Origin of the sequence: Anaerococcus octavius, from assembly GCF_900445265.1 — a bacterium.
GTDB lineage: Bacteria > Bacillota > Clostridia > Tissierellales > Peptoniphilaceae > Anaerococcus > Anaerococcus octavius.
Window position 1 is genome coordinate 1,593,291 of the sequence record NZ_UFTA01000002.1, and the last position, 21,972, is coordinate 1,615,262.

The window sequence follows — 21,972 nt, forward strand, 5'->3', positions numbered from 1 at the left end:
ATTATTTACAAGCACATTACTCTTTGTATTTATTAATTAAAATTGAAAATTAGATAACCTTCATTTACTGTTTGGTTATTTTCTTGACCTTCATCACCAAAATCAGGTGCTACTATTTCTTCAGATGCTCTTAGTCTATCTCTATTATTTGTATAAGTTTCATAAGAACCATATTGTAATTTATTTTCGTTATTTCCATAGCCAACTATGATTTCTTCGTTATCACTTGGAGTAAATCCGTCTGGTAAGAAATCAAATGATGGGCTATTTAACCAAACAATTTTTGCTATTCTTGCAGGATCAGGGATTTCAGATTGAACATTAAATTCTCTCCAAGAAATTGCTTCGCCTTCTCTAAGTGCAAGTACTGATTCAAATTCTTGTGGGTGTTTTGCTCTTAATTCATTGATATAATCTCTTAAAATATAAACACCTTCTGCTGCTCTTTGATAAGAAACATCTTTTGCACGTCTAACATCAGTTGCTTTTCTTAATTCTTTTTCGAAAGCATTTCTTTCTTCTGTTGTTAGATATTTGCTTGTTTTATTTTTTATATTACGTGCATCTCTTATTTCTTTATCAATTGTTCCACTTAACCATTTTGGAGAAGCATAGATATCTCTTTCAAGAAGTGCTGCTTGGCAAGCTGATTTTAATCTTGCATCAAGTTCTATTAAATCTTTAACTTGAATTTGGCTGTTACCTTTTTTAGCAATATCATTTATCTCTTGCATAAGTGAAGTTCTTACAAAATCTCTTTTACCTTTAACTCCAACTTCAGATAAATCATCTCTATAATATTTATTTAATAATTTTTTTGCTTCTCTAACGTCTTTGTTAAATACTCTTTTAAGATAAATTGTTGCAAAGTCATCAGCTGTTAAGTCTGGCATTTGTACTAATTCATCCATAACATTTGAAATTCTTTCGCAAGCTGCTTCTATATCATCAACTGATGCAAATGGGTTAAAAGCTGTTACTAAAGCAATAGCTACTTCTCCAGCTGCTTTGCTGTGAGCTGCTTGTACTTTATAAATTAATTCTGTTGAACATCTATGGATAAAGATACCTGTTAGTCCTAAAAGTTTTATTCTAGGAGCTATAGAATCTAGGTCATAGATTGTATCTGGGTTATATCTTTGAGCTTGTGGTGGTAGTTCAAAAGCTCTATCTTCTGCTAAAGTTACCAAATCTTCTTGGTAAGCTTGCATTAAAGGAACATTTTTAACTTTGTTTTCTTCTAAGACTGTAGCGCCTTCAAGCATTTCAGATTCTGAAAGTTGTGGAATATTATCTTGGTATTCTTCCATTAAGGAAGCTTCGCTTTCGCTACTTGCACTTGAAATTGCTGGTGCACCTACATTTGCTAGCATTAGCATAGCTAGTAAAGATGCTAAAATTTTGTTTTTCATAATTATCCTTCCTGATATTTTTTTACTTACTAATGAAAACTAATCTCTAATTATTTGGATCGGTAAAATCCGGATAAATCATTTCTGGATTTGACCCATCCATATTAGTAGTTATAGTTTCATCACGTAAAGAGCTTCTATTTGTAACATAGCTATTATAATTGCCATAGTGAGCTTGTTGGGCTCCAAAACCGATTATAATATTAGAGCTTTGTGCTTGCATGCCTTGAGGGATTTTATCAAATGTTGGAGATACAATCCATTTAATATCTGCAACTTGGTAAGGTTCGATGTAAGAATTTGGTATATAAAGATTAAAATCTCCAAATACCTCTTTATTTAAAATTTCTGGGTATTTTGCTATAAGCTCTCCATCAAAATCCCATAAATCGTAGCAAGCTTCGGCTATTCGATCGTATCTAGGATTTCTTTCGATTTTTCTATCGGTAAGTTTTTTTACAAATCCTTGCCATGCGTCATAGTCTTCCTTGCTTATTTTACTTCTGTATTGGGCTTTTAATTTATTTTGCTTATTGATTTCTGGATTAATATTTTCGCTAATCCATTTTGGATTTGCAATTATTTCGCTAGATAAAAGTGCAGATGATGTAGCAGATTTAAGTCTAGCATCTAGTTCTACTAGTTGACCAAAGGTTATTTTTTGTCCTACTTGTTTATTAATATCATTTACTTCATTTTTATAAATATTTTGTATATATTCTTCCTTACCACGCATGCCATAAGTTCCCTTGCCAAAATATTTATTCTGTGATCTTCTTGCTTGACCAATATTTTTATACATCAATCTTTTTACATATATAGTAGCTTGGTCACCACTGGTTAAATCACGATAATCCTTAATTTTTTCTGCATTTTCATCAAATTTTTCAATAGCATTTAAAACATCTTTTCTGCCATTAAATGGATTTATAGCAACCATAATAGCTTCAAATGATATTTGTGCAGCCTTATTGTGGGCTTCTTGGATTTTATAAATATATTCCGTTGTCATTTGATTTATAAATTGACTAACTTTTCTTAGTAATTGGATACGAACTCCAACTGAACCAATGTAGAAAAATTGTTGTGGATTTTCTGGATTTACTCCTTGTGGTATATTTATATTTCTATCTTCACATAATTCTATAAGTTCATTTTCTGCCTGACTCATCAAAGGTATTTCGTAGGCCTTATTACCTTCAATTCTAGCACCTTTTAAAACCGAACTTTCTTGTCTTAATTCTACATCACTTAATCTTAGATCATAGTCTTCGTTTATTTTTTCAATATCAGAGACTTCCATAGATTCTTCACTTGCACTTTCCATACTTTCTGCATATGACTTAGAACAATAGTAAAATGGCACCGAAGTGAATAAAAATGTTGCTAAAGTTAATGTAGAAAAAATCTTGTACTTTTTGCTCATTACTACCTCCCTTTATAATTTTTTAAGCTTTTTACTTTACAGAAAATTTTATTTCATCTTCTTTATCTGCATAAGAAGATTTATTAACCTTTACTTTTAAAATATAATCTCCTTCTTTTAGGCTAGGTGCTTTGTAGGTAACTTTGCCTGTATAGGAAGATTTAAAAGTCTTTTCGTTAATTTTTTTATCTGAACTATCCAAAAGCAAACAAGTTATATTTGCATCTTTTAAATTATAATTTTTTTCATCTTTTGCAATAACTGTTCCGCTCACTTTTGCATACTTTTTGTAAGTATCATTAAAACCTGTAATCTCTAAATTGATTGGTTTTTTATTTGGATCTATAAAATCTATCTTATATGATGCATTTATTTTATCTTTGCTTTCGCTAGTCTCGCTAACTTCTATTTTGTAAGTACCTGGTCCTATAGTTTTAGTCGGTTTTATAAATAAATTAGCATTTGCTGAGTAATCAGTAGTTTTTGTGAGAGTATGATTAAAATTATTTGGTCCTGTCACCTTTACATTAAACTTATAATTCTTTAAAGGATTTCCCTTTTGATCTTTAAATGTTAATTTTATATTTGCCTTATCTCCTAAGTAGTATAATTTTTTATCTTGGCTAAAGCCTACTGAAATGCCTTCTTCTTTTTCATTTATCTTAAAACTAGATTCACCTTCAAAATCTCCGCTTGATTTTGAATGTGCAATCACTTCTACTTTGTATTGCCCACTAGTATTATCTTTATCTAGGCTATAATTATAAGTTGCTATTCCTTGCTCATTTGTTCTTCCAGAACCTTTTTGAATTTTCCCGTTTGGACTGGTGATTTTTATATCAAAATCTGTATAAGCAAGTGCTTTTTTCCCAAGTCTTGTTGATATTTTCAGTTCTACTTTTTCATTCTTTGCGTATTCACTTTTTGATGGACTTATAGTTAAAACCGGATCTTGATCTTTTGTTTTTTCCTTATCACCCATACTTATATCAAAAGATTTTTCATAATCCTTAAATGAATCTCCAGATACTTTTATATCAAGTTTATATATGCCATCTTCTTTAATATGGTTAGTTGGAATGTACATATTTACATTTCCATTTCCATCAGTATAGACTGACACTTTTTTGCCATCTGCAAAACGTGCTTCTACTAAAGCATCTTTTAAAGATCTTTTATTTTTATCTTTTACATTTATGTGAACTTTTAGATATTCATTTAGTTTTACCTTATCTTTTGGTAAATTAACATCAACTACTAATTCATTATTTGAGCTAGTGTCTACTTTTTTTACTATAACACTTACATTTTTGCTTATTCCTGAACCATCACTTGCAGAAACTATAATATTTGCTTTTCCTTCTCTAATAGCTCTTATTTCTCCATTTGTATTTACACTTGCTACATATGGATTAGATGATCTGTATGTAAGCTTTTTATTTGTAGCTTCTATTGGCAAAACATCTGCTTTTATACTTTCTTTTTCGCCAACCTTTAATTCTATATTGTCTTTATCTAGGTTAATCTCGGAAATTTTTACAATCTTAGGATCAGGCTTATAATCAGGATCAACATAGGAACCGGCTGGCTTTGTAAATGCTTTTAGACAAACATTTGTATTAGCCATTTGATTTGTTAGATCAGACCAGTTATATCCATCATAGGAAATAAATGATTCGCCACTAGAAGCTCTTGCTCTAGATGAGTATCCCCAGATTGGTGTTTCCACCGGGATAGGGTAATTATAACCTGTAGTTGTAAATTTTATAATCGGTGCAAAATATGCACCTTGAGGAATTTGCTGTGGATCAAATTTAATAGTTGTGTAGCCTGCATATCTTATACTGCCACTGGCAACTTTTATTCTGTTATTAAATCCACTATTTCCACCAATATTTGTGTTTACATAAACTTCATAATCTATATTATTAGTCGGAACAAAGACTCCAACTTCTGAAATTTGTAAATTTTCCCTAGCTGGTCCAAATACATTTGAAAACCAAGCTACTCTACCATTCCCTATATTGCTAGTCATTCCAAGAGGATCGTAATACCAAATTGATTTGTTTCTTTCTTTATTTTTTAATTGAAAAATACAGTTACTAGTCCCAATAATAGTATCGTAATAAGAAATATAATAATAACCACCCATGCCGCCCCAATTGGAACCCCATGAGTTTTTAGCAAGCCATGCTCCATCACCAGGTGCACCCCATTTAAAATTTGATGCACTATAATTATCATCCCAACCGATTAAAGTTATAGCATGATTGCCCCAGCCATTTCCGTAATTATTATGGCCCATAGTATAAAAATTAGTAAAAGATTCATCTCCATTTACAGTAGTATATGCTGCACCATATTCCATAATTGCACGTTTTAGAGTTGCAAGATCATTTGCATTTCTAACATCTGGTATATACATAGCACTTTGAAGTTCTTTTACAGGTGTGAAATTAATAGGAGAATTAAAATCATAGGGGCTATATGGCTCATCTCTTTCAGAAATAGGACCTGACCATCTAGCAAGATAAGCTGCAGATATTTGACAAGATCCACCATCTTTTGGACCCCAATCGTAGCCGTGAGTATTTCTAAGATTTTTCTCGGAAAAATCATTGTTTTCACGTGGTAATAAAACAGATTCAGCAGATCCATAAGTTGCAAAAGCCCAACAAGACCCATTTGGCCCTTGGTTTCTAACAGGAGTTACTCTGCCTTCATTTCTTAAATCGAAACTAGCTGGCAAAAAATTTGCCATTTGCCTATCTGGATATGGATTATCTATAGCATCATAATCAGTATAAATTTTTAAAGGATCAACATTTACACCATTATTTTTGCTATCAGCACTTGCTCTTTGCTTATTAAAATCTGGATTTATTGGAACCTGATTTATTATAATTTCTTGATTTAGACTTTCATCATTTAAAGAAAATCCTTCATTGTCTTCTTTTGCTTGATTAATATCCTCACTGGCTACTGCTTTTGGAGTATTTATAGTAAATACGAGTGAAATACTAAACAATAACATCAAAAGGACATGTTTTCTATTTTTTACCACAATTTCCCCCAAGACCTATTTATTATCCTACTAAATTTATATAAAATATTCTTCACTTTGTCAAGACAATTATTTCACACTTTCTGCAATTTTCTGAATAATTTAACCTTATAATTCATTATTCTTACAATTTATACAAAGTTTGCTCATTTTTTTATCAAATTTATATCTTTAAATAAATAATTTTTTTGATGGATACTTTAGAAACATTATAATAAAATTTTTACTTTAATATATATACATTGCAAAATGAATGTTTACAATTAAACACTTTATAAATAAAAATAATATATGAAATTCATTTATTTTTTAATTAATTTTTTTAAAAGAATATTTATTCAATAGGATATAAAATAATTTTTACCACAAAAAAACCCACCTTAAAGGTGAGTATTAGTTTTAGCTTGCACAAGAATCACATTCTTCTACTTCAAGACTTTTACCTCTAACATAGTAGATGCTTTTTACTCCTGATTCCCAAGCTTTTATATAAACGTTTAATATTTGGCGCATAGTATATTCGTTAGTGATATAAATATTTATGGATTGGGCTTGGTCAATATGTCTTTGTCTGACACCTGCCATTTCCATTGAAATATTTTGGTCAATATCATGGGCATTTTCATACAGCCAGAAAGTTTTTGTTGTTAGTCCTGGTGCTACTCTTGGAACTATAGCGCCTTTTTTTTCTTCTAGAAAGTATCTGCTCATAATTGGATCTACTCCTGCAGATGTTCCTGAGATAATAGATGTTGATCCTGTCGGAGCAATTGCCATTAAATATCCATTTCTAAGGCCATTTATAGCAACATTTTCTTTTAATTTTTCCCAGCGATCGCTATTATAATCTCTCAATTCAAAATATGCACCTGTTTGCCAATCAGATCCTTTAAATTCTTTGTAGGATCCTTTTTCTTTTGCAATTTCCATTGATTCTAAAATTGCATAATAGTTTATATCTTCGTAAACTTTGTCTACAAATTCTCCGTGAGCTTCTCTGTTTGTCCATTTTACATCATTTTTTACTAGCATATGGTGGTAGCCACTTGTTCCAAGACCTATTGCACGATATTTTTTATTTGTAACTTCTGCGTAAGGAGTTGGATAATAATTTAAATCTATAACATTATCTAAGGCACGAACTATCGTTCTTACAGTTTCTTCTAATTCTTCTTGATCTGTAACATCAATTTTCCCGAGTGTTAAACTTGCAAGATTACACTCTACAAAATCACCCGGTTTTGTTTTGTTAACTATAATTGTATCACCATTTTCATCTATTATTTCTGTAGAAACTGTTTCTGACTGACTCATATTTTGGGCAATTTCCGTACATAGGTTTGATGAGTAGATCATGCCCTTGTGTTTATTTGGATTCATTTTATTTACAGCATCACGGTTAAAGACAAATGGCGTTCCTGTTTCTGTCCAAGATTTGATTAATAAACGTACCATTTCTTTTACTGGCATAGTTCTTCTTGATATATTTTTATCTTCAACTAGTTTTAGGTAAAATTCTTGCCATTCATCACCATAAGTATCTTCAAGAGCTTTGCCATATTTTTTTAAAACTTCATGTGGATCAAACATATACCATGTAGCGTTTATATCATCTCGGCACAATTTCCAGAAATAATCTGGCACACAAACCCCAGGGAAAATATCGTGGGCTTTCATCCTATCGTCACCGTTATTTGTTTTGAGTCCTAAAAATTCTGGCATATCCTTGTGCCAAATATCTAGGTAACAAGCAACAGCTCCTTGGCGAACACCTAATTGATCAACTGCAACCGCTGTATCATTAGCAAGTCTTATCCAGCGGATAACTCCACCAGCAACTCCTTCAAAACCACGAATATCAGATCCATTTGCACGAACTTTTCCAAAATATAGACCCATGCCACCACCGTGTTTTGAAACTTCAGCAAAATTTGTAATTGAACGGTAAATGCCTTTTAGTGTATCTGGAACTGTATCTATAAAGCAAGATGAAAGTTGGTTAAATGACTTTCTGGAATTGGTCATGGTTGGTGTTGCCATTGTTGCTTTTAATGTTGAAAGTATATCATAAAGTCTTTTTGCAAAAGCAACCTTATCTTTTTCCGGAATTGCTAGGTGCATAGCAATGCCCATAAACATTTCTTGAACACTTTCAATAATATCACCAGTAAAAGTATGGATTAAATAACGCTTTTTAACTAAATCTAGTCCAGAATAAGTAAATAAATTATCTCTTTCTTTTTTAAGGTAAGCTTCTAATTCATCCATATCTTTTGATGAATAGTTTTCTTTGATATATGGACCATAAAGTCCAGCATTTGTTAGATAGTCAATTTTTGATTTAAAATCTACTATATCATATCTTTCTTCATTTCTCTTTATTTCAAGATCAATTTCATACATCAAAAATCTTGCAGCAATTATCTCCCAGTCTGGAGTTTCCTTACTAGTTAATTCACTTGCTGCACGAGTTAAAGCACTTAATAGTTCATCCTCACTCATATTGTCCTTGGTAAATGATTCAAATTTCATATATAAGGAATCAATAGGATATCTTTGATTGTCAAATTCTTTTTGAACTTTAGTAAGTATATCTAAAATCTCTTTATCAGTAATATACTCTTCAAAATCAGTCATTACCTTACGATCCATGTTATGTTTAGCACGATATAAAATAAATGACTTGACTTCCCTATAATAATTTTCATCAATAAGTGTAAGTTCTACTAAATCCTGAACTTCTTCTACACTTACCACGTGATCTTTTGGATATTTTTCTTCGATGGTAGCTACAATTTTATCACTCATTTGTGATAGTTTTTCATCGCTTACTAAGCTATCCACTGATGCAAATGCTTTCGAAATAGCTAGTTCTATTTTTTCTTTTTCAAAAGGAACTTTTGTCCCATCTCTTTTAATAATATCCATAATTACCGCTTTCTATTTTTTATTTCTTCTATTCTTTTTATATAAATCACAATACTATATATAGTATTGTGCCTTATAATACCTTTGGTATTATACCATATGTAGTATGGTATTTAAAGTTGTGATAAAACAAAAACAAAGCTTATATTCTGCCATCTTGCACAATATAAGCTTTTGTTTATATATATTTATATATTTTTATAAAATTTATTTGCTAGCTAAGTAGTACTCATAGGCACTGTTTTTAACCACAACTGTATCACAAATCATATCCATTAATGATTGCTTTTTTGGTACAAAAGCCACTAATAAATACAAAAACAAAAATTTGTTTTGTACATATCTACCAAATGTTTCACGTGAAACAACTTGACCAAAAGTTAATTTTTCGGATTTTGTTGGTATAACTCTTATGTCCGTAATCATTTTTCCTAAAGTTTGTCCATTATTAAAATATGTCATCAAGGTAAAATATAAAAGGCAGATAAGCCAAAATATTATACCGTAAAGGCTGATATTATTTATTATTTGATAATCTTCACCTATAAAATTTTTGACTATATTAGCGAGAGAGCTAGTAACTGCCATATCTATACAAAACGCTAATAGTCTTATAAAAAAACCTGCATAATAAAAATTAACAATGTTTTGTTTTTTATTTTCTATTCTTATCTCACTCATTATAAGCTCCGTATAGGTACATAGGCTTATTGCCTTCGCTTTCCATAAATTCTTTTAAGATAGCTAAGTCGGATTTGGGATTTTCTGTGTTTGTAGAAAATTCAGGGAAATATTTTGAAAATGAATTTGCTAATTCATTTTTTTCTACAACCATTGGATCGAATAATTCACCTTTTTCAGTAATATCAGCAACGGCATCATCGAGATCACCGATTTCATCTACCAATCCATTTTTGACAGCTTGGCTACCATCGTATACTCTACCATCAGCTAGTTTTCTTACTTCGTCTTCGCTCATATCACGTCCATCTGCTACCACTTTTACAAATCTTGAAAAAGCACTATCAACTAGTCCTTGGAAATATTCTTTTTCTTCTTTATCCATATCACGGCCGGTAGATCCAGCATCTTTCATTTTGCCAGTTTTTATATTTTGTTCTTTTATACCATATTTTTCAAATAATCCTTCTAAGGAATAAGATTGCATTATAACTCCAATAGATCCTGTAAATGTTTCATTGGAAGCATATATTTTATCACAAGGAGCTGATATATAGTAGCCACCACTTGCAGCTAGTTCTTGCATAACCGAATATACTGGTATATTTTTTTCTTTTACTTCTTCAATTTTTTTTGCTATTTTTTCACTTGCATATACTGAACCACCTGGAGAGTTTACATGTAGGATAACTCCTTTTATGGTATCATCATCTAAAGCTTCATCTAGTTTTTCTACTATGTAATCATTTGAATCATCATTTGCAATTAGTCCATCAACATTTACAACCATTATTCTTTGAGCTTTGTTTGTTCCATACAAAACTTCATCTTCTGCACCCATCAATCTTTGACGGGCTTGGTCGTAGAAATTAGCTTCTTGCCTTTCTTTTATATCTTTGCTTCCATCTGAAAATGCAGATATTAAAAATACTATTAATGCTAATCCTGCTGCTAGCCACCTTTTCTTGTTCTTGTTTTCCATAATTCCTCCTTTGGAAATAATTTATTAAAAACCATCGTTAATATAATAACATAGTTAATAATTGTTTTCTTTGTAATATTCAGTATAATTATAGTGCATGACAGTTATCGTTAACACTAAATAATTGTAATGTATAGGCCGCATGGCCTATTTACATATCTATGTAATATTATATCCAAAATAAAAAACTGCCCAAGATCGTGGGCAGTTTTCTTTTTTTAGATATTATCGCTTCCAGGATTGGTATCTGGGTCATCGCCCGGTATATCATCTTGATTTTCATTTATTGGTGGTAGATCTTTTAATTCACTTTCTTCATCATCTAAATCATTTACATCTACGTCTGTATTTTCTCTCACTTCTTCTTTATCTACTGGTTCAGTTTCTTTACGGTTTAATATTTCCATAAATTGTTCGCCTGTGATAGTTTCTTCTTTTAGTAGGAAGTCTGATATTTCGTGAAGCTTATCAATATTTTCTTTTAATATTTCAATCGCTCTCATGTGAGCCTGGCTAATAATTGATTGAACTTTTTCGTCAATTTTATTTCCTGTTCCACCGGAAACAATTAGGCTTCTTTCTCCTCCTAGATACCTTCCTTGGATTTGTTCTAATTGCATAAAGTCAAAATCATCATCCATACCATAGATTGTAACCATTGATCTTGCCATAGATGTTGCACGCTCTATATCATTACTTGCACCAGTTGTTTTGGTATTAAATATTAGTTCTTCAGCAGAACGTCCGCCAGCAAGGGTACATATTTCATCAAATAGTTCTTGCTTGGTCATGATATATTTTTCGTCCTTATCAACTGTCATTGTATAGCCCAAGGCTCCACCAGTTCTTGGTACAATTGTTATTTTTGTAACTGGAGTCTTGTGAGTTTGAATTGCTGCTACTAGGGCATGACCTACTTCGTGGTAGGCAATAATTTTCTTTTGGTCATCAGAAATAACTGCATTTTTCTTTTGTTGACCTGCAATTACTACTTCAATCGATTCTTCTAGGTCTTCTTGGCTTAGTTTTTTACGACCTTCACGTACTGCACGTAGGGCACCTTCGTTTACTATATTTGCTAGATCTGCACCTGATGTACCTGCAGTTCTACTAGCTATTTCTACATAGTCAATATCATCTTCACGCTTAACATTTTTGGCATGAACTTTTAATATATCTTCGCGGCCCTTTTTGTCTGGTAATTCTACTTCTACTTGTCTATCAAAACGTCCTGGGCGTGTCAAAGCTGGATCCAATATTTCTGGTCTGTTAGTTGCAGCTAAAAGTACAACACCTTCTGTAGCATCGAAACCATCCATTTCGTTTAATAATTGGTTTAAAGTTTGCTCACGTTCATCGTTTCCAGAAAATCCACCAGTATCCCTTTTTTTGCCAATAGCATCTATTTCATCGATAAATACTATACATGGTGCTTTTTCTTTAGCTTGTTTAAATAAGTCACGTACTTTACTAGCACCCATACCTACAAACATTTCTACGAATTCTGAACCAGATATTGAGAAAAATGGCACACTTGCTTCACCAGCAATTGCTTTTGCTAAAAGGGTTTTACCTGTTCCTGGAGGTCCTACTAAAAGCACTCCTTTTGGAATTTTAGCTCCTATTTCCCTATATTTTCCTGGATTATGCAAAAAGTCAACTATTTCAAATAGGGAATCTTTTGCTTCTTCTTGTCCGGCTACATCTTTAAATGTTTTTCCTGTTTTATTTTCTACGTATACTTTTGCATTTGACTTGCCAAAATTCATAAAGTCTGCGCCACCACGACCACCCATGGTTTTTGTTAAAGATCTTGAGGCAAAGTAAAATATTGCATAAATTAATAGTAATGGAAGGATTGATGTTAAAAATATAGTCAACCATGGATTCATAGTTGTTTCTATTTCTTTTGAGAAGTTTAATTTTTTATTTTTCTTCTTAGCTTCTAGGAGTCTATCTGTTATATCAGTATCTTCCCATAAGCCTGTTTCAAAAGTTTTTTCTTTACCATCTTCTATAGCTTTGAATGTATATTTTGTCTTATCTTTTGAAACCTCTGTAACTTGGTCATTTTCGATCATAGTTACAAATTGGCTATAGCTTACTTCCTTAGCCCCATCTTGGCTAATGACTGGATTTAGAGCAAATCTTATTACAATATATATTATTATTGCAATAATCCAATAGTACAAGAGGGGTCTATTAGATTTATTTTTTTTATCGCTCATCTATAGTCCGCTCCTTGAGATGTAATTATCTAATAGTTCTTCAAGGGCTTGTAATTCATCTATAATTGTTTGTAAATTTACATCTATCTTATCAGTAGGGATGTCAGCTCTAATTTCATCGAAGTATATACCTACTCTCTCAGCTGCATCGCGTCCCTTATCAGTTAGTTCCACATTTACAACTCTTTCGTCTTCGTCAGATCTAATTCTTGTTACAAATCCTTGTTTTTCTAATTTTTTACAAATATTTGAAATATTTCCGCCTGTCACACCAATTGCCTTTCCTAAGTTTCCTATAGAAACTGCATCTTTGTTAGCATAAAGTGTTATAAGCATCTTTAATTGCAAGGTAGTAATACCTAATTCTTGTGCTGTATCTTGCAATAATATATCAATTTTGTGAGATATTTCTCTAATCATGGAGAAAATTGAATTATTAAATTCAAAAAAATCAATATGTTCTGTTGCCATAATTCCTCCTGGGTATATATAGTTTATTAGATTATTTTACATATTATTTTAGATTTTTCAATCAAAAAATATTATTTTTAATATACTTTAATTAGAAAAATTATTGTATATCCTTATATATATTTTACCACATATCTTTATCAAATTTATTTTCTTTTACTAGGCTAATATATTTTGCTGCATCTAAAGCTGCTATTTGGCCTTGACCAGCTGCTTTATTTATTTGATATGGTCTACCAGATATATCTCCTGCAGCGTAGAGTCCTCTAATATTTGTACGACCATTTTTATCTGTAATAATATGTTCTTCGTCAGTCTTTATTGATGGAACAAGTCTTTCTGGCTTTGATGAATCACGAATTATAAAAAATCCATCAGCAGTAATTTCTTTACCAGATTTAAATTTCAGTATAGTTGGATTTTCTTCTCCTAAAAATTCTACAGGGATTTCTCCATTTATCACTTCTATATCTTCATTTAATTCTGGGTTTTCTTTATACATATTTACATATGTAAGCTTGTCTACAACTTCACAAGTGTAGTTTGCTTCTTCTACTGATTCTTCATTGTAGCCTATTAAGACAACTTCTTTCCCCTTATAAAAACTTGCATCGCATGTAGCACAATATGAAACACCCTTACCAAAAAACTCATCTTCGCCAATTAAATCTTTTTTTAATTCAATGCCTGTAGCTACTATAACAGATGTTGCTTCGATCATCTTTTCTCCCTTTAGGATAATAGCAAAATAATCTCCCATGGCATAGATTTGTTGAACTTTTTCTGTTGATCTTTCTACATCTTGATCTTGTAAAGATCTTTTAAAATTTTCATTTAATTCTTGACCACTAATTTTTTCAAAACCTAGATAGTTATTAATCCACTTTGTTTTTGATATAGCAGGGGAATCAGTTCCAAATACGATAACGTTTTTATTTCTAATACTAGCGTTTAAAGCAGCACTAAGTCCTGCTGGACCTGCGCCAATAACTGCTAAATCATATCTCATTATAAATATTTTCCTATTGCTTCTTCTAAAACTTCTTTTGATTGAAAACCTACAAGTGTTTCTTGTAATTTACCATCTTTAAAAATCATTAGGCTAGGAACTGCATTTACATTGTACTCACTTGCAATTTCTTCTGCCTCATCTACATCTATTCCATAGATTGGATAATCTACTTCACTAGCTAGTTCTTCTAAAACTGGAGCTTGCATTTTGCATGGTCCACACCATGTTGCATTAAAATCTACAAGGCAGATTCCTTTTCCAGCTTCAACTTCATCTCTAAATTCTAATGTATCTAATTCACGCATGTTTTTCTCCTTAATAATTCTATATTTAGTTATGTTTTTTTATTTTCAACTTGCAAGTACTCCGTGCTAGTTCTTTCTTTATTCGTATAAGTTAGCTTTGTTCAACTAAACCTCTAACTTCCATAACTGGTAGCGAATATATTATACCCTTATTTTCTTTATTTAAATTCATATTATCATATATAGCTTCTTTAATGTTTTCTGCTATGTCATTTTTTACTAGCATTATCACTATACTTTTTCCGGTTCCACATTCATATTTAATAATATGCTTTTGCAGAGCCTCTTCCGTGAATTAATGTTGCTCCTTTTGCACCATTTTCTTGTGCAATGGCAACTGCTTTTTGTCCCTCATGCCTATCTATAATAACATAAAGAGCTTGGTAATTACTTTCGTTTTGCAAATTGCTTTCTCATTTATATTCTAATTGTGATGTAAATGCTACCCCTGTATTTATCTTAACTAACTTTTCTTCTAATTCATCCATAGCTATTTTTGCATTTTCATCATCTAATATTGCCATTACAATTTCTTTTCTTATCTTATTTACTTTTAACTTGCTCTGTATGCTTTCACTGGCAGATCCATAACCATAATAGCAGGTAATGACAATTGCTCCATCATCCTTTATGGTTTTCATAAATTCACTACCCTTACCTCTTGGCAAAATTGCTCTTAAAAGCTGCATTAATTTGCTCCTTTCTTATAAAGGTATCCCAAAATCATAATTGTTAAAACTGGCATCATAGCAACAAATGATATTACTCCAAAACCATCTGCTACATTTCCTGCAACTCCTGGCAAAAAGCAAGGATAAATGTTGCCGTCATCGGTCCAGATGCAACTCCCCCTGAGTCAAATGCTATTCCTGCAAATGTTTGTGGGATTTTTAGAGAAATCAATAAAGAAATTAAAAATCCTGGCACAATTACCATCCATAGGGCAATATTTTCTAATTTTATTCTAATAATTGCAAGCATTACAGCAGTAGCCACACCTATTGATAAAGCTTTTAAAATACTTTTTCTAGCAATAGAACCACCTGTAACATCTTCCACTTGTTCTGCCAGTACTGCAACCGCTGGTTCTGCCAATACTACGACTAATCCCATTATAAAGGCAACTAATGGCAAAAACTTAGAATCTCTTAATCCTTCACCAAGTATGCGAGCAAGTTCCATAAATCCGCCTTCTACAGAACTTAAAAATATTATTAGCCCAATATAAGTATAAAATAGACCCAGTAAAATTTCTGTAAATTCATCTTTTGCTGTCTTAAAGTATTTAGCATTTATTATAAAAAATACTAAGGCTATAGGTACTATAGCAAAAGTTGAATTTTTAAAGCAAGTTGCTATAGCTGAAGTATAAGCTGTAGCTTCCATTTCCAAAAGATTATCTCCAACGGATAAGCTCATCAAAAGACCTGCGATTATAGGTCCTGTTGATGCTATACCTACTAGCCCAAAAGAGTTATCTTCACTATAATCTCCCTTTAAATTTGCAACCCCAAGTCCTAATGCTATTATAAACGGAGTTGTCATTGCTCCTGTAGTTGCTCCCGATGCATCAAAGGCTATTGCATGTCCAGTTTCACTTGCTATAAACATTAGAGCAAAGATAGTTATATATAGAATCCACATTATTTTTGAAATCTTTATTTCTTTAAAAATTCTATATAAACCAATAGAAATCATAATCCCCACACCTAGAGATATTATGGCAACTATTATCCATGGTGATAGACCAACTGTATATGTTACTTGACTCGCTAAAATTAATAAATCTGGTTCTGCCATAGAAATTACAAAGCCTATAAAAATGCCAAATAGCACTACTTTGAAAATTTTATTAAATCTAGCTAAAAAATCACCCATCATAGTTCCGATTTTTGAATCCGATTTTTGAAATAGAAAGATCAATTCCTGATAAAAATATAGATAATCCTAGTATAACTCCTAGGGATCCCAAGAGAAAATTAATAAGTAAAGAACTTCCAACTCCGACAAAAAAATTAAGTATTAATACTAAAACCACTATAGGCAGGACCGCCTTAGTGTTTTCTTTTATATAATCTAAAAATATAGGATCCTCCTTAAAAATTTTTAAAAATAAAGAGGCAGCCTAATAAGGTTGTCTCTTTATATAAATATCAACTGTCAATAATTTTAAGATATTGAGCTATCTACTGATTGGCTAGCTGTAATTATTGCTATTTCGTAAACATCTTGTGTAGAACATCCACGAGATAAGTCATTTACTGGTGCATTTAATCCTTGAAGGATTGGTCCTAAAGCTTTATATCCACCAAGTCTTTGAGCTATTTTATATCCAATATTACCTGCTTGTAGGTCTGGGAAAATAAATACATTAGCAGTACCTGCTACATCAGATTTTGGAGCTTTGTTTTTAGCTGTAGCTGGATCTATAGCAGCATCAAATTGTAATTCACCATCAAGTGGTAGATCTGGGTTAAGTTCGTGAGCTTTTTTAGTAGCTTTTGAAACTTTGTCAACAAGGTCATGTCTTGCAGAACCTTTTGTTGAGAATGATAGTAAAGCTACTCGTGGATCCATACCAAATCCTCTAGCTGTTTCTGCAGATTCTACAGCAACTTCTGCCATTTCTTGTGATTCAAGAGTAATATTTACAGCTGTATCAGCAAATACTAATTGTTCACCATTAGGTCCAATCATAACCATTACACCTGATACTCTTGATACACCTGGTTTTGTTTTTATAAGTTGAAGAGCTGGTCTAATAGTATCTCCTGTTGTACCTACAGCACCTGATACCATACCATCAGCTATACCTGCTTTAACCATCATAACACCATAGTAGTTATGATCTTTTTTAAGCATATAGTCTGCATCTACTCTTGTAGCTTTTCCTTTTCTTGCTTCTACAAATAAGTCAGCTAATTTATCGAAATTTTCGTCATAGTTTGGATCTATAATTTCAAGTTTCCCAAGTTTTAGGTTATTTTCGTTAGCTACCTTTTGAATTTCTCCTTTATCGCCCAAGATAATTGGATGAAGAAGTCCTTCTTCGTTATGTTTAATAGCAGCTTCCAAAATTCTTTTATCGTTTCCTTCTGGGAAAACTATTTTTAAGTTTTTTCCTTCAATGGTCTCTCTAGCACTTTCTAAAATTGATGAGTTCGCCATTTTTCCTCCTTAATAATGTTTATATTACTTTTTAACTATATTATACCCAAGTCGTTAAAATATAACAAAGATATCATGCAAAAGATAAATATTTTTCAATTTTTATCGAAATACTATAGTAATATAGTTATTTTTTAACCTTTCGCTTTCTTTAGAGCTGCCTCTTCATGATCTGACAATTCAAATTTTGCTTGTCCATTAGTTATTTCCTTTAGATATATAGTAGAACCATCTGCACCATATATACTAGTCAAAATTATCCCATTATGAAAATTATCTAACATACATAGGCTAAATGAAAGTTCATTAGTCCCATAATCAAAGGCATTATATCTTATTACAGACATATTTGATATAGCACCCATAATAGAATCTTTTGCTTCTAATGATCTTTGATCAACAGATCTTAATTGTTGGTTTGAAGATTCTATTTGATCATTTAAAGCTAAAAGTAATTCCTCTAAGTTTAAATCATCACTATTACCCCTTAATAAATGATCATAGCGGTTTTTCTGTCTTCTTAATTTGTTATTCATAGATTGAATCATGGCAAACTCTACTACAACTAAAATAGCCAAAATTCCTAATATTACATAAACAGCTGTCATTATTTCCTTCTTTCTATAGCATTTAGATTATCTAAGTAGATTTTGTTAGCCTTATCTTTTATAGATTCTAAATCATAACTATTACTTGTGCAATCTAAGTTAATCTTTATAGTAGGTAGAGCTGATAATATAGCTTGATATAGAAGGTCATTTGCAATCTGCCCATCTGTGAGTGTGGATTTTTTTCCATAAGTTAAAAAGAAATTTATATGCTCTAGGCCCTTAATATTTTTTTCTACCATATTTAATAAAGGATCAGTAGCTTTTAAAAAATCTTCTTCACAGGAATTTCCTTCTTTGATTTTTATCATCAGTTCATTAAAATTGTCTACATCATCTTGCATATATGTTTCATATGATTTCGAAATTTCTAATAATGTTTCACGTGAAACTTTAGCTAGATTTTTATTAATTTCAAAATTGTTTTTATCCATCATTAATGATAGATTTATAGCTAAATTTGAAATTAATATGAGCAAGGCTCCGCCACCTGGATTTGCTTCTGCTTTTCTAGTTTGCAAAAGCAAATTCTTAACATCCATATCAATTATTTTCATTTTTGAGCCTATTGTATATTTTTTCTATATCATCTATGCTATAGCAATCAATAGTTAATTTATATGATTTCCCTTCTTTTTTAATAGCAACTTTAGAACCAACTTCATCCATAAATTTTTCTTCCAAATCTTCAACTAGAATTTGATCAATATCTGGTCCATAAGTTTTATTTTCATCATCTTCTTTTTTATTATTATCAGTAGATTTTTTCTTGCTTGTATTTTTTTCTACTTTTCTAATATTTGTACTACCATTTATAAAATCATTTAATGTTAGGCTTCTTTGGTTTGCATCTGAAATTGATAAAAGAGTTCTAGCTTGGCTAGGAGATATTTTACCATCATCTAAGGCTTTCTTTTCTACTTCTTCTAAGTTTAACAATCTCAATGTATTAGCAATATATGATCTAGATTTCCCCATAGTTTTTGCTATTTGTTCTTGAGTCATATGATGATCATCAGCTAATTTTTTATAGGCTCTAGCTTCTTCTAAAGTCTTTAAATCTTCCCTTTGCACATTTTCTATTAAGGATAAGATTTCTATTTCCTTATTATTATAATCTCTAATTATAGCATCTATATCATTTAGTCCAGCTATTTTGCTAGCACGGTATCTTCTCTCACCAGCTATAATCTCATATTTATCATCCACTTTAGAAACCACAATAGGATTTAATAAGCCATATTCTTTTATAGAAGCTGCCAGGTCTTTCAAAGCTTCTTCATCAAAAGATTTTCTCGGCTGACTTGATCTAGCTTTTATCTTTTCAAGACTTATTTTTTGTATTTTATCGCCTGGTTTTTGTTCTTCTAATTTTTTTACTTCATCTTTAAGAGCAAAGTTATAATCTTTATTTAAAGAATAATTTCGACTTGTACCTTGAGTTTTTTTATCATTATCATCAACTTCTGGAATCAAAGAATGTAAGCCACGGCCTAAGGTTCTTTTATTTGACATCTATGCATCCTTTCTATTTTGATCGTTTTTAATTATTTCATTTGCTAAAGCAATATAAGCTACAGAACCTTGTGATTTTGAATCATACTCTATAGTAGATAATCCATGACTTGGCGCTTCAGCTAGTCTTGGATTTCTTGGTATCATTACTCTAAATACATTTGTTTTAAAATATGATTTTACTTCTTCTACTACTTCATATGATAAAACAGCTCTTTTATCAAACATAGAAAGTAGAACACCTTCAATTTCAAGATCTTCATTTAACTGTTTTTTAACCATATTATATGTATTCATAAGCTCACTTACACCCTCTAAGGCATAATATTCTGTTTGAATTGGAATTATAATTGAATTACTTGCTACTAGTGCGTTTATAGAAAGCAATCCTAATGATGGCGGACAATCTATAAGTACAAAATCATATTCATCTTGATCAATTAAATCTATTATATTTTTTAATTGTCTTGTACGTTCTAGAGCATCGAGTTCAACTAATTCTACCTCAAGTCCTGAAAGAGCTGCTTCTGATGGGATGATGTCTACTCCCGACTGAGTTTTTGTTATATAATCTTCTATATTAATAGATTCTTTTTTTATTTTATCATGATTTTCTATATCTTCGCTCTCTTCTAAATCATCTGCAGAATCATCAGTATCCACTTCTGAAACATTTTCAATTAATTCTTCATTATTATTTTCGTCTTGCAAAGCTTCTTCTTGTGAATTATCTTTATTCTCTTCTTTTAACTTTTCACTTTTATCATCTTCACTAGCATAAAATAATTCATATAAAGATTTATCAATATTATATTTATCAAGTCCTAAACCTGTGGTGGTATTTGCTTGTGGATCTATATCTATTACCAAGACTTTTTTATCCAGATAATTTAAAGCAACAGCAAGGTTTACAACCGAAGTAGTCTTGCCTACTCCTCCTTTTTGATTAAATACCGATATTGTTCTCATATTCACCTCTCATTACAAGTATAGCTGTATCTATAACTTTTATTTTTGTACGAAGCCTTACCCTATTTCTATCACCATTTAATTGTAGGAGTTTTGTATATTTCATTCCATTATATAAAACACCTATCCATACTTCTCCTGTATGAGCATATCCTGTAGTAGCTATGCATAAATTAGAATTTGTTTTATTATATAAACCTACTAACATTTCAGATAATACTTCTTCACTAACTACACTGTACTCTTTAATTGTTTCACGTGAAACTCCCAATACTTTTTCTTTTACTTCATTTGAATAAGTTACATAAGATTCAGAAATGACATTAGATGCTCCCGGGATATCTATAATAGAAGCAGAAATTAAACCACCAGTTATAGATTCTGCTGTAGATACTTTTTCATTTCTTTCTTCTAATAAATCTATAAGAACTTTTTCTTTTCTTACATCTTCAGTTGTGATCACATATGGAGTCAAACTTGCATTTACAATTTCAAGGCCTATATCTAATTGTCGATCAACTTCTTTTTCGTTATCAGCTTTTGCTGTTATTCTTAAAATCGGTCCTTCATCAGTGATATATGGACTAATTGTAGGTTCTGTTCTATCTAGATCGATACGTCTTGCCATGTCCCACTCGCCTAGCAAGCCTATTTTTACAGTTTTAGATTTTAGTATAGCATTTTTACTTATATGTTTAGCAACTTCGCTTTCAAACATACGTTTCATCTCGTTAGGTGGTCCTGGCATCAATATGTACTTCGTTCCTTTTTTACTAGTTAATATACATCCAGGAGCTGTGCCTAAAGTATTTTCTAAAATAATAGCTGATTTCGGAAATTTCGCTTGTTTTATATTAGACATAGCACTTTCCTCATTACCATTAAAATAATCTATTAAAGCTTGGTAAGATTTTTTATCAAGCTCTAATTCATCTTGCAAATCACAGACTTTTATTGCTACTTCCTTTGATATATCATCTGGAGTTGGTCCAAGTCCTCCACTAGTAATTACATAATCAACTTTCCCATCACATTCTTTAAAAGCTCTGTATAGTCTATCAGCATTGTCACCAATGGTTTCCATTTTAAATAAATCTATGCCATATTCTACTAATTTTTGTGCTATAAATTGTGAATTGGTGTCAACTATATTTCCTAATAAAATTTCTGTTCCTATAGAAAAAATTTGTGCATTCATATTAT

The 21,972-nt window shown here is 31.2% G+C and carries 21 protein-coding genes; all 21 read right to left on the reverse strand.

The window, feature by feature from the left end:
- Positions 1-32: 32 nt before the first annotated feature.
- Positions 33-1,412, reverse strand: a complete 1,380-nt coding sequence (locus tag DY249_RS07725) for a CAMP factor family pore-forming toxin (RefSeq protein WP_115595758.1) — start codon at positions 1,410-1,412, stop codon at positions 33-35.
- Positions 1,413-1,458: 46 nt separating this feature from the next.
- Positions 1,459-2,838 (reverse strand): CAMP factor family pore-forming toxin, encoded by a 1,380-nt coding sequence (locus tag DY249_RS07730; protein WP_115595759.1) that lies wholly within the window; start codon positions 2,836-2,838, stop codon positions 1,459-1,461.
- 31 nt (positions 2,839-2,869) lie between these two features.
- Entirely contained in the window at positions 2,870-5,902 is a 3,033-nt protein-coding gene (locus tag DY249_RS07735) for a C1 family peptidase (protein WP_115595760.1), read from the reverse strand.
- A 399-nt stretch (positions 5,903-6,301) separates the two neighbouring features.
- Positions 6,302-8,830 carry a ribonucleoside-diphosphate reductase subunit alpha gene (locus DY249_RS07740; RefSeq protein WP_115595761.1) on the reverse strand — a complete coding sequence of 843 codons (2,529 nt, stop codon included), beginning with the start codon at positions 8,828-8,830 and terminating at the stop codon, positions 6,302-6,304.
- Between the two features lie 207 nt (positions 8,831-9,037).
- The gene (locus DY249_RS07745; RefSeq protein ID WP_115595762.1) at positions 9,038-9,511 is read right to left on the reverse strand and encodes an RDD family protein; all 474 of its coding nucleotides are present in this window, start codon (positions 9,509-9,511) and stop codon (positions 9,038-9,040) included.
- Entirely contained in the window at positions 9,504-10,493 is a 990-nt protein-coding gene (sppA, locus tag DY249_RS07750; RefSeq protein WP_115595763.1) for a signal peptide peptidase SppA, read from the reverse strand. The genes DY249_RS07745 and sppA overlap by 8 nt, the downstream gene beginning before the upstream one ends.
- Before the next feature lie 218 nt (positions 10,494-10,711).
- The gene (gene ftsH, locus DY249_RS07755) at positions 10,712-12,721 is read right to left on the reverse strand and encodes an ATP-dependent zinc metalloprotease FtsH (RefSeq protein ID WP_115595764.1); all 2,010 of its coding nucleotides are present in this window, start codon (positions 12,719-12,721) and stop codon (positions 10,712-10,714) included.
- Positions 12,722-13,192, reverse strand: a complete 471-nt coding sequence (locus tag DY249_RS07760) for a MarR family winged helix-turn-helix transcriptional regulator (RefSeq protein ID WP_101539720.1) — start codon at positions 13,190-13,192, stop codon at positions 12,722-12,724.
- Between the two features lie 124 nt (positions 13,193-13,316).
- Positions 13,317-14,201 carry an NAD(P)/FAD-dependent oxidoreductase gene (locus DY249_RS07765; protein WP_115595765.1) on the reverse strand — a complete coding sequence of 295 codons (885 nt, stop codon included), beginning with the start codon at positions 14,199-14,201 and terminating at the stop codon, positions 13,317-13,319.
- On the reverse strand, positions 14,201-14,509 hold the full coding sequence (gene trxA / locus DY249_RS07770; protein ID WP_101539722.1) for a thioredoxin: 309 nt from the start codon (positions 14,507-14,509) through the stop codon (positions 14,201-14,203). Before trxA ends, DY249_RS07765 begins: the two co-directional genes overlap by 1 nt.
- Positions 14,510-14,600: 91 nt before the next feature.
- Positions 14,601-14,735: a hypothetical protein gene (locus tag DY249_RS09435; RefSeq protein ID WP_281269043.1), complete on the reverse strand. Its 135-nt coding sequence runs from the start codon at positions 14,733-14,735 to the stop codon at positions 14,601-14,603.
- Positions 14,736-14,769: 34 nt separating this feature from the next.
- Positions 14,770-14,913, reverse strand: a complete 144-nt coding sequence (locus tag DY249_RS09355; RefSeq protein ID WP_245943555.1) for a hypothetical protein — start codon at positions 14,911-14,913, stop codon at positions 14,770-14,772.
- 9 nt (positions 14,914-14,922) lie between these two features.
- Complete coding sequence (locus DY249_RS07780; RefSeq protein ID WP_115595766.1) at positions 14,923-15,198, reverse strand: hypothetical protein; 276 nt, start codon at positions 15,196-15,198, stop codon at positions 14,923-14,925.
- Entirely contained in the window at positions 15,198-15,314 is a 117-nt protein-coding gene (locus DY249_RS09540) for a DUF1538 family protein (RefSeq protein ID WP_316126150.1), read from the reverse strand. The genes DY249_RS07780 and DY249_RS09540 overlap by 1 nt, the downstream gene beginning before the upstream one ends.
- The gene (locus tag DY249_RS07785) at positions 15,290-16,387 is read right to left on the reverse strand and encodes a DUF1538 domain-containing protein (RefSeq protein ID WP_281269044.1); all 1,098 of its coding nucleotides are present in this window, start codon (positions 16,385-16,387) and stop codon (positions 15,290-15,292) included. The genes DY249_RS09540 and DY249_RS07785 overlap by 25 nt, the downstream gene beginning before the upstream one ends.
- 291 nt (positions 16,388-16,678) lie before the next feature.
- A complete protein-coding gene (gene pta, locus DY249_RS07790; RefSeq protein WP_101539723.1) occupies positions 16,679-17,677 on the reverse strand; it encodes a phosphate acetyltransferase in 999 nt (332 codons plus the stop codon).
- 134 nt (positions 17,678-17,811) lie between these two features.
- Positions 17,812-18,285 carry a DUF4446 family protein gene (locus DY249_RS07795; RefSeq protein ID WP_101539724.1) on the reverse strand — a complete coding sequence of 158 codons (474 nt, stop codon included), beginning with the start codon at positions 18,283-18,285 and terminating at the stop codon, positions 17,812-17,814.
- On the reverse strand, positions 18,285-18,842 hold the full coding sequence (locus DY249_RS07800; RefSeq protein WP_115595767.1) for a cyclodeaminase/cyclohydrolase family protein: 558 nt from the start codon (positions 18,840-18,842) through the stop codon (positions 18,285-18,287). Before DY249_RS07800 ends, DY249_RS07795 begins: the two co-directional genes overlap by 1 nt.
- Positions 18,829-19,800: a ParB/RepB/Spo0J family partition protein gene (locus DY249_RS07805; RefSeq protein ID WP_115595768.1), complete on the reverse strand. Its 972-nt coding sequence runs from the start codon at positions 19,798-19,800 to the stop codon at positions 18,829-18,831. Before DY249_RS07805 ends, DY249_RS07800 begins: the two co-directional genes overlap by 14 nt.
- On the reverse strand, positions 19,801-20,769 hold the full coding sequence (locus DY249_RS07810; protein ID WP_115595769.1) for a ParA family protein: 969 nt from the start codon (positions 20,767-20,769) through the stop codon (positions 19,801-19,803).
- Positions 20,747-21,967: a CinA family nicotinamide mononucleotide deamidase-related protein gene (locus DY249_RS07815; RefSeq protein WP_115595770.1), complete on the reverse strand. Its 1,221-nt coding sequence runs from the start codon at positions 21,965-21,967 to the stop codon at positions 20,747-20,749. The genes DY249_RS07810 and DY249_RS07815 overlap by 23 nt, the downstream gene beginning before the upstream one ends.
- Positions 21,968-21,972 lie beyond the last annotated feature (5 nt).